The following is a 13,461-nucleotide window of genomic DNA, read 5'->3' as shown; positions in this document are numbered from 1 at the left end:
TTTTGCATGAATAATACAGATTTAACTAAAATATCCGATGATTTATTTAATTTGCTTATGCAATTAAATAGCAAAGTCTTTAATCAAGATAAAATGGTTAAATGTTCACCTATGCCACCTTCTCATGTTAAAATTATATTTTATCTTTTTAATAATGGTTCATCTTCTATATCAGATATTGCTTCTAGACTATCAATATCTAAACCTAATATGACGCCTATTATAGACAAGCTTATACGTGAAGATTTGGTATTTAGAAAAGAAGACCCTAATGATAGGAGAATAGTTAGAATAGCTTTAACTCAAAAAGCTCATGATATAGCTATCGAACATAAAAGGAGACTCAAGGAACTACTTTTATCTAAATTAACAACGCTTTCAAATGAAGATTTACTATTAATGAGTGATTCAGTTGCTAATCTTGCAAGTATAATAGTTAAACTTGATTAAAAAAAAGAACTCGATAGAGTTCTTTTTTATTTTATCTTTTCTGGTAATATTATTATAAAATTACTGCCTTTTCCAACTTCACTTTCTACATGTATACTCCCTTTATGCAATTGTATAATTTGCTTGGTTATTGTAAGTCCTAGTCCACTTCCACCTTTAACCTCAGCATTAGCATCTATGACTTGATTAAATCTATCAAATATAGAGTTATGAAACTTCTTTTCTATTCCAATACCACTATCTTTTATGCTAATCATAACTTTATCATCTAAATCTTTTATTTTTACTTCTATCTTCCCCCCCATAGGAGTAAACTTAACAGCATTCCCAATCAAGTTTACAATACATCGTTCTATTTCATAATTGTCACATTGTATAATCTTTTCTTCTATTTCAGGATCTAGAATTAATTCAATTCCCTTACTTTCTATATAATCCCTTAAACCTAATACTGTTTCTTCTACTATATATATAATATCATGCTTTTCTAAATTAACTATATACTGATCATTTTGTAATTTAGTACTATCAATTATATTATTTATAAGATTTAAAAGACGCTTTGAATTTTTATCTATGACATTCATATAGTGATTTATCTTAGATTTACTTAGTCCCTCTTCTTTTTTATTTAATTCCGTAATAAGTTGTTGTGTACCATTTATTACATTTAAAGGAGTTCTTAATTCATGAGATAAATTTACGAAATAATTATATTTATTTTTTTCTAACTGTATAACCTTATTTAGTAATTTATTATTTTTTTCCATTTCATTTCTTAATTGACTAGTTCTTTTATATACTAGTTTATCAAGCCTTTTCATTCTATTAATATAATAATACAATGCTATCACCATTATTAAAGAATACAATAATAAAGCTGTATTACTTTTCCAAAATGGCTTTTCTATAGTAAATTTAATATTATTTTGAATACTAAAACTTCCATTATTGTTTCTTGCAACTACTTTAAATTCGTAATTTCCAGGATCTAAGTTACTGTATACAACGCTATTATTCTCAGATGAATTCCATTCAGAAGTTTTAAAATGTAAATACCAGTCACTTTTAGCATTTTCTAACTTATAGTAATACCTTATTTTTCCAGTATTCTTGTATGATGGTAAAAAGAAGTTTATGCTTATAGTATTTTGATTACTTTTAAACTTTTTACCATCTATATTTTTATACGGTTCCCCATCTACATTAAATTCATCAAATGCTACTTTAGTATTAAAACTAGATTGCTTTATATCACTTGGATAGAAAGTGTTTAACCCATTTATTCCTCCAAAGAAAAATTCACCTTCTTTATTTTGAAAATAAGCATTTCCATTAAATTCATTACTTTGTAAACCATCCGTTATTCCCAATGACTGAAATTTATTACTTTTTATATCTAATTTTGAAATTCCCAAATTAGTACTAACCCATGGATTTCCTTGCTTGTCAAATAATATTCCATATATAGTATTATTAGAAAGTCCATCTTTAGTTGTGTAATTTATGAATTTTTTACTATTTGAATCAAATTTATTTAAACCGTATCTAGTGCCTATCCATACATCGCCTTTTTTATCTTTATTTATAACTTTTATGCTATTACTACTTATGTTATTTGATTTACTTGAAGTTGTTTTATAATTTTCAAATTCATAAGTCTTAGGATTTAATCTTAAAACTCCACCTTCCAAGAAAAATCCTATATATATATATCCATTTTTGTCTTCATTTATAGCTGATACATATGTATCATTTATTTTTAATTTTTTTAATAAATTAGTATAATCTTTTATCGTTCCATCTTTTGTATTTAGAATACTTATTCCATCTATAGTTCCTATCCATAAATTTCCTGATTTATCTATATATAGTTTTTTAATATTATTATTTGCTATATTATCTTCCTCAAAATAACATTTAATTTGATTCGACTTTTTATCCACTATGTTAAGCCCGTTATTTGTAGCAATATAAATTTTACTATTTTCTCCTGTTATATCATTTATCGAATAATCACTCAATTTATAATTTTCATTTTCTTTATCTATCCTTGTTATAATATCATTTTTTCTATTAATTACATTAATACCATTAGAATTTGTTCCAACCCATAAAAGACCTTCATTATCTTCATATATTCCCTGTATTAAATTATCATTTATTGAGTTTTTATTAAATGGATCAGTTTTATAATGTTGGATTTCATTATCTGGATCAAATATACTTATTCCTGCATATGTACCTACCCATATCAATCCACTTTTATCTTCTATAATACTAAAAACTTCATTATCCACTAAACTATTTTTATCATATACTTTATTGTTATATACAGTAAAATTATCTACATCAGAGTTATATTTTGCTAATCCTTGCTCAGTACAAATCCACATATTATTTTTACTATCTTTCAACATATTTCGAATATAACTTCCAGGCAAAGAATTTTTATCATTTAAGTTATTCTTATATCTTGTAATTTCATTGTTTTTTAAATTAATTTTACTCAACCCAGAATTGCTAGTTCCTACCCATATATAACCTGATTTATCATAATAAACTTTATATATACTACTTTCACTTAATGAATTTTTACCTTCATTTTGATACATATCTTTTCTAATTTTCAAATTTAAGTCATATCTATCTACTCCATATTTAGTTCCTATCCATATATCTCCATTAATATCTTGCGTTAATGTATTTATAACTTGACTTGTAAGTTGATTATCCTGTTCTAAAATTTGTTCGAACTTATCTTCTTTTTTATTGTATATATTAAGTCCTCCTGATGTCCCTACAATTATATTGCCTTCCTTAGTAATTAATATATCTCCTATATTATAATGTGATAAATTTCCATGATCCTTTGAATCAGTGTAATTTTTGATGTCTCCAGTTTTCATATCTATCTTACTTATGCCACTAGCTGTACCTACCCAAATATTCTTATCATGATCTTCTTTAATATCTATAATATAATTATTAACTATACTATCTCTATTTTTTCCTTCATATGAATATAATCTAAAATCATGACCATTATATCTATTTAAACCATCATTAGTTCCTATCCATATATATCCATCACTATCTTGATATAATGTTTCAACAGATGCTTGAGAAAGGCCATCTTCAATGGTTATATTCCTAAAATTTATATCGCTATATGCATATCCCACACCTGTACTATTTATAAAAACCATATTAAAAATAAAAAATATAGTTAATATTTTAAATAATTTATTTTTTTGCATCTAAATCCTCCGTCAAAACTATTTTAAATATATTACTCTACTGCATTTAATATTATACTATATCAAAATATATATATTAATTATATTTTGATATATTTTTTATAAATCAAGATCACTTAATATGCAAAAAATTTATAGTTACAAAACTTTAAAATAAAAAAGCACCTATAAGTTTTACTTATAGGTGCTTCATATATATTATTCTACTGTTATAGCACTTACTGGACATCCTTCTTGAGCTTCTATTGCACTCTCTTTTAATTCACTAGGAACTTCTTCTACTATAGCAATAGCTAAGCCGTCATTGTCCATATCAAATATTTCTGGGCATATACTTGTACACGCTCCACATCCTATACATATATCTTTATCTACAAATGCTTTCATTTTAATTGCCTCCATATTAAGTAAATATTATTTTGCTATCATTTACTATTTACCCTATATTATTTAAGTTAAAACAATATTTTTTTAATATTCAAATATTTATCTAAAAATAATAATACCTATTACTTTGGTGAACAAGTTTAATATTAAAAACATATTATACAGAAGTACAAAATGTACAAATATGTTTTTAAGGAGGTTAATATGTCTAAAAAAGTTTTCTTAGACCCTGGTCATGGTGGTATAGATAGTGGAGCAGTTGGAGTAAACAATTTGTTAGAAAAGGATATCAACTTGTCTGTTTCCAAAAAAGTTGCAGAAATACTAAAGAAACAGGGTATTGATGTTAAATTAAGTAGATTAGATGACTCTACAGTTTCTCTTGATTCTAGAACTAATAACGCCAATAATTGGAGTGCAGATTGCTACATTTCAATTCATTGTAATTCTTTTAATACATCTGCTAAAGGATTAGAGACTTTTAGTTTTTCTGATAATACTGCTGACTTAGCAGCTTGTATCCATAATGAAATACTTAAATCTAAAATCTATAGTTCTAATAGAGGTGTTAAAACTGCTAATTTTCATGTGCTAAGAAAAAGTAAAATGAGATCTTGCTTAGTAGAACTTGCTTTTATAGATAATCAGTCTGATGTTATACTTCTAAAGGAAAATCAAGATCAATTTGCCGACGCAATTGCACATGGTATATGTATATATTTAGGTATTGACTATAAATCTTCTGTTTCTAAACCAGATGTTACGCCTTCTACTCCAGTTGAAGATTCAAATACTTTTTATAGAGTAATTTGTGGTTCTTACAATAATAGAGTTTATGCAGAAGAAATGATCGAAGAATTAAAAAACAAAGGTTATAAAGATGTATTTATAGATATATTTAACAAAAAATAAATATAAATAAGGGTATCTATATAGATACCCTTTAATGATTTTTAATTATATAATCTATGTCTATAGGAACTTTTATAATTATTTTCTTTTTTTGATTCCAACTTTTATAATCTTTTACTATGTTTCCTTCTATCTTTCTATATACAGGCCTTATTCTAACATTTTCATTTATTTTTTCTTCATTTATTTTTTTGTATTCTCTAAAATTAATTTTTACACAATGATTGATAGCATCAATTTCATCTTTTGATAAATTCAAATTGTATATAGTTTTATAAGTAATCCCATTTTGTAAAGATTCTAATTCACCTTTTACTATAGTATCACTAGTTTTTTCAAAATATAAATCATAATAATTAAATGAGTTTATATTTACGCTAGATATAAAGAATATAATTAAAGATATTAAACAAATCTTAATAAACTTAAACATAATTTCACCCCTAAAGATATTTTTCATCTTTATTGTATGTATTTTTATTATTTTTTATTTATTATTTTTTTTATATAATTTGAAGTTCTTATCTATTAATTTTAATACAATAAAATCTGCAATTTCTAAAATTATTAGTATTAAAAATAATTTTTGATTATTAAATAATGTTAGCATATAAAGTATTGGCGTAGTTATTATAGTGAATAATCCCAACTTCGCTAACCTTTCAGATTTTTCATCTTTATCTTTAAATGGTTTTAAAAGTTTATCAAATAATGCATCTACATCTATATTATTAGCTATTATTAATAAATTTATAAATCTATCTATTATAACAACTATCCAAAATATCTGTCCAAAATAATCATATAATATTGTATATGTAGGTATATATAAAACCTCTCTCCATAAAATAAATCTCAATAAAATTTCATTAGCTTTATTGCCCATACGCTTGTACTCCTTTTTGAATTTCATAAAATATATTATAGTATAACTCTATAATATATTTCAAATTTATTTACCTATCTTAATACTTTTGAATTATATTTAAATTAGTGTTATACTATAAATCTAATTTAGAAATAATATATAAAAAAAGGAGTAAAAAATGAACAAACCTAAAGACATCATCTTAGATTCAAACTTAATTAAAGCCTTAAATAAACAAGGTATTAATAACTTAAATAAAGTTCAATCTCTTGTTTTTGACGATATAAAAGAAAATAAAGATTTAATAGTACAAGCACAGACAGGAAGTGGTAAAACACTAGCTTACTTGCTTCCTTTATTTGAAAAGATAGATACTAACAAAAGAGAAAGTCAAGTTATGGTTTTAGCTCCAACTCATGAACTTGTAATGCAAATTGTGTCTCAAATAAAGTTACTTTCTGAAAACTCAGGTATGAATGTTACTACCCTGCCTTTAATGGGTGAAGTTAATATCCAAAAACAAATTAAAAATATAAAAGATACAAAACCACATATAGTAGTCGGCACTACTGGTAGAATACTAGATTTAATTAAACAAAGAAAATTAAAGGTTCACAATATAAAAACTATTGTTTTAGATGAAGCTGATAATTTAATTAGTGGTAAAAATCTAAACACTGTAAAAGATATTATAAAGTGTACTTTAAGAGATAGACAACTATTAGCATTTTCTGCTAGTGCTAATGATAAATGTGTTGATATATTAACAGGCTTAATGAAAGAACCTATAGTTCTAAAAACTACACCTAAAGTAAGTATTAATAAAAACATAAGTCATATGTATTTATTAGGCGATAAACGAGATAAATTTAAACTTCTTAGAAAGTCTTTAGCTACTTTAAATCCTAAAAAAGCTATTGTATTTGTGAATGATGAAGAAAGTATAGAAACCATAAATGATAAATTAAACTTCCATAAAACAAATTCTGTTTGTATATATGGCAGAATGACCAAAGAGGACAGAAAAAATGCTTTATCTAAGTTTAAAACGGGTAAAGCGAAAATTTTAGTTTCATCTGATTTATCTGCTAGAGGCCTTGATATAGATGATATAACGCATGTTTTCAACTTAGATTTCCCAGTTAATAGTAATGAATATGTTCATAGAGCAGGCAGAACTGCTAGAGGAGATAAAAAAGGAGATACTATATCTATAGTTACTAATCAAGAACTAGGTTCTATAAGAATTTTATCAAAAGAATTTAATATAAATATACAACATAAAGATTTATGTGAAGGTAACTTAATAGATTTTAAATAAATAATAAAAAACCCTCATTTTCAGAGGGTTTTTTATTATTTATTTTTTTTCATATATTGATATGCTTTTAAAGTTCCCATTTTAGAATGGTCAAATGTTAATCCACCTTGGAAATACACATTGTATGGAGGCTTAATTGGAGCATCAGCACTTAGCTCTATAGAAGAACCTTGTATAAATGCACCTGCTGCCATTATAACTTCACTGTCATATCCTGGCATTTCCCATGGCTCTGGTTTTACATACGAATCTACTGGTGCTGCAGCCTGTACACCTTGACAGAATGCTATAACTTCTTCAGCACTATTTAACCTTACACATTGGATTATATCACTTCTTAAATCATCATGTTTTGGAAGTACATCATACCCTAATTTTTCAAACATTCTAGAACAGAATATAGCTCCCATTAAAGCTTGAGAAACCACATATGGAGCTAAGAAAAACCCTTGTAAAACAGTTCTACTTGTTCCAAATGTAAGTCCACATTCTTTTCCTATACCAGGAGATGTAAGTCTATATGATATAAGCTCTACTAAATCTTTTTTACCAACTATATATCCCCCTGTTAAAGCAAGCCCTCCTCCTGGATTTTTTATTAATGACCCTGCCATTATGTCAGCACCTACATCTGTTGGCTCTTTAGTTTCTATAAATTCTCCATAGCAGTTGTCTACCATTACTATAACTTCAGGTTTTATACTTTTCACAGTATCTATAACTTCCTTTATATCTGCTATAGTTAAAGATTTTCTCCAAGAATATCCCTTAGATCTTTGTATCATAACTAACTTTGTTTTATCATTTATTTTACTTTTTATACCTTCTAAATCAACTTCTCCATTTTCTAAAAAATCAACTTGGTTATATGTAACTCCAAATTCTTTTAAACATCCTTTTTCTTCTCTTATACCTATAACACCTTCTAATGTATCATATGGCTTCCCTGTAACTGATAATATTTCATCTCCCGGTCTTACTATACCTTGTAAACACAGTGTTAGTGCATGAGTTCCATTAACTATTATCGGTCTCACTATAGCATCTTCTGTATTAAATACCTTTGAATATATTTCCTCTATTTTTTCACGACCTATATCATTGTATCCATATCCTGTAGTCCAGTTAAAATGATTATCACTTAATTTAGATTCTTGCATAGCTTTTAAAACTTTATATTGATTATATTCTCTTACTTCTTTTATTTCTTCAAATCTTCCATTTATATCATCCATCACTTCATTGGATAAGTTAAATACTTCATCATCTAAATCATAGAAGTTTTTTAATAATTCTTTTGTTTCATTTAACATTTTATCACCTATTTCTTATAATATTAATTTAACATTTGAATTTTATCATATATGTTATCTTCTCGCAAGTTTAGCCTATTTTAATGCAATTAAATAAGGTCTACTGAAGTAGACCTTATTTTTACTTTATAAATTGATTTATAAAACTTATCATCATTATCTTAAATATCCCACTATAATCAACTACTTGAGCTATTTGTTGATTGTTAGCTGCTTCGTTATTAAAATTAGCTATTTTAAAACATAGTAATTCGTTATTTAATTCTATGATGTATCCAAAGTCTCTATTTTGAGAAATTTCTAAATCTCCCATATCTACATTAATATCTTTAACTTCTTCTTTATTTGCGCATAAAATTCCTTCAGAGTACGAACTCGTATCTACTCCAAATACAATATATAAACTATTTTTATCCAGTTCTTTTAAAATATCTTCTTCTTTTAATTCAATAGTATTTAAACTCTGGTTTTCCTCTTTTACAAATAGTCTATCTGTAAGTCCACTTTTTCTCATAATTAAAGGAATCCAACTACCGTCAATTACATCATCTAAGTTTTTCCTAGTTGTTTCTATAAATGATTTTAAATCAAACTTATCAGCTTCTATTTTTAATATATTAAGGTTTTCTATATTTTCTTTAGGTATATATTTTACTACATTCTGAAATACATCATATATATCACATATTTCATACCCTCTTTTTATATAGTTTAATTTAACCTCATACTCTTTATCAAAATCACTTAATAAATTACTTAGTTCTTCGTTTGTTTCGCTGTTTTTTATACTCGTTACAAATGGAATTACCTTATTTGATTTCATTAAAAAAGTTTCAAGAGGCTTTATAGTTTCATTTGCTTCATTTATATCTGTTTCTTCAAATACTCTTTCTATTCCATCTTCTAAAAATGCTACTTCCACTTCCATTTCATATTCAGCTTCATTAACAGTATTCACTCCTACAGGACACATTACTATCAATTTACTTTTATCGTATACATATCCAAATGAATATGATATTTCTAAATTTTTACTCATCGTCATTCTCCTATCTTATGTCTATCATTATATTAATCTATAAAAGTAATTACTTCTTCTATAGGTTTTCTCTTTGGTCTTATATTTTTTACATCACTAGGTATACCTAAAGGTGTCATACATACTAATTCAAAACCATCTTTTTCAAATTCTGTGTATTTTACTATTTCTTTTCTGGCAAAATTAGGTCCCGTCATCCAACAAGTTCCATATCCCATCGCACTTGCTGCTAGTAATATATTTTCCATTGCTGCACCTATATTTTGTATTCCAGGATTAGAAAATAAAGCTTTATCTAGTAATTCTTCAGGTTGTCCTGCTAATTTTAATATATTATATTCTGTATTCGGATATTTGCTAGCATAAACTAATATTAAAACTGGAGCAGTTTTAAACGCTGTATAATAAGGTAACATGCTTAAAAATGAATGTCTATCATCATTATCAACCACTTTATTGCTTAGTTCATTTCCTTTATCTAAAATACACTTGTCTATAGAATTTATTTTATTTTCATTCGTTAATACTACAAAGTGCCAATTTTGAATATTTTTACCTGATGGCGCATATGTACCAGCTTTTAAAATCTCTATTATATGTTCCTTCGGTATCATATCTTTTGTATATTTTCTAATACTAGTTCTATTATATATAAAGTCTAACTTACTCATTATAACATCTCCCTTTGTTTATTGAAATTAGTTTCCTTAACAATAACAAATTTCTACTATTTTTCCTAAACTTAGAAGTATATCTTTTAATTGTTCTAACAGTTCTATTCTTTTATTAATGTCTTTATTTAAACATATATTTTTATTTGCTATATTTGTCGCGCCACCTACGATTATCTTTATATGAGTAGATTTTTCAAAAATGATTTTAGCAAGTTTAGATGCTCCATCTTCTTTATCTAAAAAATTCAAATTATTTTCTATTTTTACACGTTCTATTTTTTTTATTGTTTCAGTTAATGTTAATATCCCTTCCGTTACAAGATTAATACCTTTTATATATGCAATTGGTGGTACATTGTCATCGATTATATCAAAGTTAGTATTTATCTTTTCTCCTAACTCTCTAGCCACAATTTGAGCAGTTGTGCCTCCACATACAATTTTATTGCCTTTGCTGTTAATGAACATATTAACAATTTCTTTATCTTTATTCTTATCTTTAGGTGGTCCTGAAATTAATGTTGTGTATTTAGGTTTTACAACCTTTATTGTAGCTACTGTAGTGTCATCACCAGGTTTTTGCATATATAATTGGTCACATACTCCAATTAATGTATCCGTAATTTCTTTAGAAGTCATTTTCCAATTTATGAATTTTTTTATATAATCTGAAACATCGCTCCACTTCCAATTTAAATTTAAAATTTTACCAGTTCCAGCATATATAACTCCATCACTTGCAATAACCATTATATCATTTTCCTTAATTTCAAACCGACTTTCTTTAATTAACCTATTATTTATCTTTACAGTTTTCCAATTTATTTCTGATATTGTTCCACCACTTAAATAAAATACACTTGGATTATCAAATTCAGCCATATAAACCATACCCTTATTATCAATATTAATTATAGTAAACGTGGAGTATGCTAACTTCCTTTGAGAACATACTGGCAATGTTTTTGCTATTGTATCTACAACTTCATATATATCTGATCCTTCTTTTAACATAGTTATTGCTATTTTCGATGTTAAAGTAGCTAATATATTTGCTTTTACTCCACTTCCAAGTCCATCAGATAAAATAACTATAAAGTTTTTTTCATCATAAAAAAATTCTACCTTATCTCCACAAAGTTCTTCATTATATTTGTTCATACTTCTACTTGAAAAATCTATGAAATACTCCATTATTTCACCTCTTCTTGTATAAGCTGTTGTAATTTATTTAATGTAACTTTGGTTTCTGCAGTAGTTTCACCTAAAAGACTAGCTATTTCTTGAGCTACAACCATTTGCTTGTCAATTACTGCTTGGGTCATATTCATAGCCTCTATTTGCTTTATTCTAAGTCTTTTTTCTAATTCCTCATTTTCTGTTATATCATCAGCTATCCAAAGCATGACCTTATTATGCTCTATCCATATTATACTTTCAATAACAGTTTTTGAGTTTTCTTTTAATATTACCTTTTGCCTTATTATATTTTTTTTATTGTCTCTTACATATTTAAATTTTTCTTCTTCTAAGTACATTACTATGGGTAGTCCTTTATCTCTTGAAATTGTTGCATCAAAAAATTTTTCACTTGATTTATTCATTTTTACAATTTCTAGATTTTTATCAACTATTATAATCATATTTGGAGTAACATCAAATATGATATTTGCTAAAGTTTCTGCCTTATCTCTCATATACGGCAAACACATTTCTATTTCTGCCATATTATTGTATACCGCTATAGCTTTCTCTCTACAAGTAGAATACCCACAACTACCACAATTGAGTTCATCTTTTTTTATGTATTTACCCATACTTTTTAATATTTCTCTTAATTCTACATCATTTGGCTGTTTTAGTTCTCTTTTTAGAGATACATAATTTCTATCTAAGCATATATCTTCAAAATTTTTCATATCACTATAAAATTCATCTATCTTTACTTTCTTATCTCCATCTAATCTTTTCGCATAATTTTTTACTCTTATTCTTCGCTCATAACAATTTACATTATCTTTAGGCATACCCGATCCCCCTAAGCAACTATGCCTACAATAACTTAATTCTAATAAACTATTTTTAAACTTTCCTTTTTTGACAGCTTCTAATATTTTTATGCAATCTTTATTTCCTTCTACTTGAATAATTGTTTTTTTGGGGTTATTGCTTTCTATGTTTTTAGTTGGCTCTCCTACTATAGGAAATAATCTTTTATTTACATTAATATAGTCAAAATCAATTTTTTCTAAACTACTAAGATTTATATTTTCATCATTAAGCCATTCTATTAATTCTATAAAAGTCAATACCGTGTCTATAGATTCAGACTCACTACCTTCTATCTTCTTTGATAAACACGGTCCTATAAATACAACTTTTGTATCTATCCCATATTTCTTTTTAATCATCTTAGCATGACATACCACAGGGGATACAACTGGAATTAAATTTTTTATAAGTTCTGGATAATGCTTTTGAATAACACTTGTAACCGAAGGGCAAAAACTAGTTATATAACATAAATCATCTTCTTTGTTAGCATAATTTTCATATAATTTTTCTATTAAATCTACTCCATAAATAGCCTCTTCCATACAGTAAAAACCTAATTTTTTTAATCCAGATTGTAATTTATCACTGTTGTCTCCAAATACTGCTGAAAAACTAGGAGCTATAGAAACTACCACCTTATCCCCGGATAAAATATATTCTTTAACTTTTCTTACATCTGACTTTATTATTTTTGCATATTGAGGGCAAACTTTAAAACAACTGCCACATACAATACATCGTTCTTTTATAACTTGTGCATGTTCATTTTTTATCTTTATAGCATTAACTGGACAAACTCTAGCACAAGCATAGCAATTTTTACAGCTTGCTTTAGAAAAGCTCATAAACCACATATAATCTTCCCCTTTTATATGTATTATATTTTTTCTTTAGAAGTAATCATTCCCTTCACTTAAATTATAGTTGTTGTGTTATTAAAACTTCAACCTATTTGTTATTTTTTTATCTTTCACTATATTCAATACATTTTTTTAAATTTTTCTTTAATATATAGTTTGCAATCATTACATCAAAATCATATATATATTTATATTTTGGCATTAGTATACTATTTACCCTACAAGCTACATTAATTATGTTTGTATCTATTTTCTTGTTAATTAAAGCTAGTTCTATATTTAAATTACGTTTTATTGTTTGTTTTATATCATAACTAATTAT

At 26.0% G+C, this 13,461-nt stretch carries 13 protein-coding genes; 3 read left to right on the top strand and 10 right to left on the bottom strand.

Annotation, left to right across the window (positions count from 1 at the left end):
• Window positions 1-6 precede the first annotated feature (6 nt).
• On the top strand, window positions 7-450 hold the full coding sequence (locus ACRCYC_RS06080) for a MarR family winged helix-turn-helix transcriptional regulator (protein ID WP_438618213.1): 444 nt from the start codon (window positions 7-9) through the stop codon (window positions 448-450).
• Between the two features lie 26 nt (window positions 451-476).
• On the opposite strand, the gene ACRCYC_RS06075 is transcribed toward ACRCYC_RS06080, so the two are convergent.
• Together ACRCYC_RS06075 and ACRCYC_RS06070 are read right to left on the bottom strand one after the other, a co-directional pair.
• Window positions 477-3,710, bottom strand: coding sequence for a ligand-binding sensor domain-containing protein (locus tag ACRCYC_RS06075; protein WP_438618212.1), 3,234 nt, complete (start codon window positions 3,708-3,710; stop codon window positions 477-479).
• Window positions 3,711-3,908: 198 nt separating this feature from the next.
• Entirely contained in the window at window positions 3,909-4,097 is a 189-nt protein-coding gene (locus ACRCYC_RS06070) for a ferredoxin (RefSeq protein WP_438618211.1), read from the bottom strand.
• Window positions 4,098-4,301: 204 nt separating this feature from the next.
• Here ACRCYC_RS06070 and ACRCYC_RS06065 point away from each other — a divergent pair, with 204 nt between their 5' ends.
• Window positions 4,302-5,009: an N-acetylmuramoyl-L-alanine amidase gene (locus tag ACRCYC_RS06065; RefSeq protein WP_438618210.1), complete on the top strand. Its 708-nt coding sequence runs from the start codon at window positions 4,302-4,304 to the stop codon at window positions 5,007-5,009.
• A gap of 31 nt (window positions 5,010-5,040) precedes the next feature.
• Here the strand turns inward: ACRCYC_RS06065 and ACRCYC_RS06060 are convergent, their stop codons facing one another.
• Together ACRCYC_RS06060 and ACRCYC_RS06055 are read right to left on the bottom strand one after the other, a co-directional pair.
• Window positions 5,041-5,442 carry a hypothetical protein gene (locus ACRCYC_RS06060; protein WP_438618208.1) on the bottom strand — a complete coding sequence of 134 codons (402 nt, stop codon included), beginning with the start codon at window positions 5,440-5,442 and terminating at the stop codon, window positions 5,041-5,043.
• A 54-nt stretch (window positions 5,443-5,496) separates the two neighbouring features.
• Window positions 5,497-5,895 carry a hypothetical protein gene (locus ACRCYC_RS06055; protein WP_438618207.1) on the bottom strand — a complete coding sequence of 133 codons (399 nt, stop codon included), beginning with the start codon at window positions 5,893-5,895 and terminating at the stop codon, window positions 5,497-5,499.
• Between the two features lie 160 nt (window positions 5,896-6,055).
• Between ACRCYC_RS06055 and ACRCYC_RS06050 the strand changes: the two genes are divergently transcribed.
• Window positions 6,056-7,198 carry a DEAD/DEAH box helicase gene (locus ACRCYC_RS06050; protein WP_438618206.1) on the top strand — a complete coding sequence of 381 codons (1,143 nt, stop codon included), beginning with the start codon at window positions 6,056-6,058 and terminating at the stop codon, window positions 7,196-7,198.
• A gap of 35 nt (window positions 7,199-7,233) precedes the next feature.
• Here ACRCYC_RS06050 and ACRCYC_RS06045 read toward each other — a convergent pair whose 3' ends face one another.
• The 6 genes from ACRCYC_RS06045 to ACRCYC_RS06020 all read right to left on the bottom strand — a co-directional run.
• Window positions 7,234-8,511: an aminotransferase class I/II-fold pyridoxal phosphate-dependent enzyme gene (locus tag ACRCYC_RS06045; RefSeq protein WP_438618205.1), complete on the bottom strand. Its 1,278-nt coding sequence runs from the start codon at window positions 8,509-8,511 to the stop codon at window positions 7,234-7,236.
• Between the two features lie 121 nt (window positions 8,512-8,632).
• A complete protein-coding gene (locus tag ACRCYC_RS06040) occupies window positions 8,633-9,550 on the bottom strand; it encodes a hypothetical protein (protein ID WP_438618204.1) in 918 nt (305 codons plus the stop codon).
• Window positions 9,551-9,582: 32 nt separating this feature from the next.
• Complete coding sequence (locus ACRCYC_RS06035; protein WP_438618203.1) at window positions 9,583-10,221, bottom strand: nitroreductase family protein; 639 nt, start codon at window positions 10,219-10,221, stop codon at window positions 9,583-9,585.
• 36 nt (window positions 10,222-10,257) lie between these two features.
• Window positions 10,258-11,418, bottom strand: coding sequence for a SpoIIE family protein phosphatase (locus ACRCYC_RS06030; RefSeq protein WP_438618202.1), 1,161 nt, complete (start codon window positions 11,416-11,418; stop codon window positions 10,258-10,260).
• A complete protein-coding gene (locus tag ACRCYC_RS06025) occupies window positions 11,418-13,124 on the bottom strand; it encodes a [Fe-Fe] hydrogenase large subunit C-terminal domain-containing protein (RefSeq protein WP_438618201.1) in 1,707 nt (568 codons plus the stop codon). Before ACRCYC_RS06025 ends, ACRCYC_RS06030 begins: the two co-directional genes overlap by 1 nt.
• Window positions 13,125-13,242: 118 nt before the next feature.
• Window positions 13,243-13,461: hypothetical protein (locus ACRCYC_RS06020; RefSeq protein WP_438618200.1), on the bottom strand; the 219-nt coding region annotated here is incomplete at its 5' end.

Origin of the sequence: Paraclostridium sp. (assembly GCF_051657365.1) — a bacterium.
Taxonomy (GTDB): domain Bacteria; phylum Bacillota; class Clostridia; order Peptostreptococcales; family Peptostreptococcaceae; genus Paraclostridium.
Note: the sequence above shows the minus strand (reverse complement) of the source record. Positions and strands in the feature narration are given on the sequence as shown.

Excerpts from the sequence above, each read along its gene's own strand:
- ACRCYC_RS06080 (WP_438618213.1), top strand. The coding sequence starts at position 7 with ATGAATAATACAGATTTAACTAAAATATCCGATGATTTATTTAATTTG.
- ACRCYC_RS06075 (WP_438618212.1), bottom strand. The coding sequence starts at position 3,710 with ATGCAAAAAAATAAATTATTTAAAATATTAACTATATTTTTTATTTTT.
- ACRCYC_RS06070 (WP_438618211.1), bottom strand. The coding sequence starts at position 4,097 with ATGAAAGCATTTGTAGATAAAGATATATGTATAGGATGTGGAGCGTGT.
- ACRCYC_RS06065 (WP_438618210.1), top strand. The coding sequence starts at position 4,302 with ATGTCTAAAAAAGTTTTCTTAGACCCTGGTCATGGTGGTATAGATAGT.
- ACRCYC_RS06060 (WP_438618208.1), bottom strand. The coding sequence starts at position 5,442 with ATGTTTAAGTTTATTAAGATTTGTTTAATATCTTTAATTATATTCTTT.
- ACRCYC_RS06055 (WP_438618207.1), bottom strand. The coding sequence starts at position 5,895 with ATGGGCAATAAAGCTAATGAAATTTTATTGAGATTTATTTTATGGAGA.
- ACRCYC_RS06050 (WP_438618206.1), top strand. The coding sequence starts at position 6,056 with ATGAACAAACCTAAAGACATCATCTTAGATTCAAACTTAATTAAAGCC.
- ACRCYC_RS06045 (WP_438618205.1), bottom strand. The coding sequence starts at position 8,511 with ATGTTAAATGAAACAAAAGAATTATTAAAAAACTTCTATGATTTAGAT.
- ACRCYC_RS06040 (WP_438618204.1), bottom strand. The coding sequence starts at position 9,550 with ATGAGTAAAAATTTAGAAATATCATATTCATTTGGATATGTATACGAT.
- ACRCYC_RS06035 (WP_438618203.1), bottom strand. The coding sequence starts at position 10,221 with ATGAGTAAGTTAGACTTTATATATAATAGAACTAGTATTAGAAAATAT.
- ACRCYC_RS06030 (WP_438618202.1), bottom strand. The coding sequence starts at position 11,418 with ATGGAGTATTTCATAGATTTTTCAAGTAGAAGTATGAACAAATATAAT.
- ACRCYC_RS06025 (WP_438618201.1), bottom strand. The coding sequence starts at position 13,124 with ATGAGCTTTTCTAAAGCAAGCTGTAAAAATTGCTATGCTTGTGCTAGA.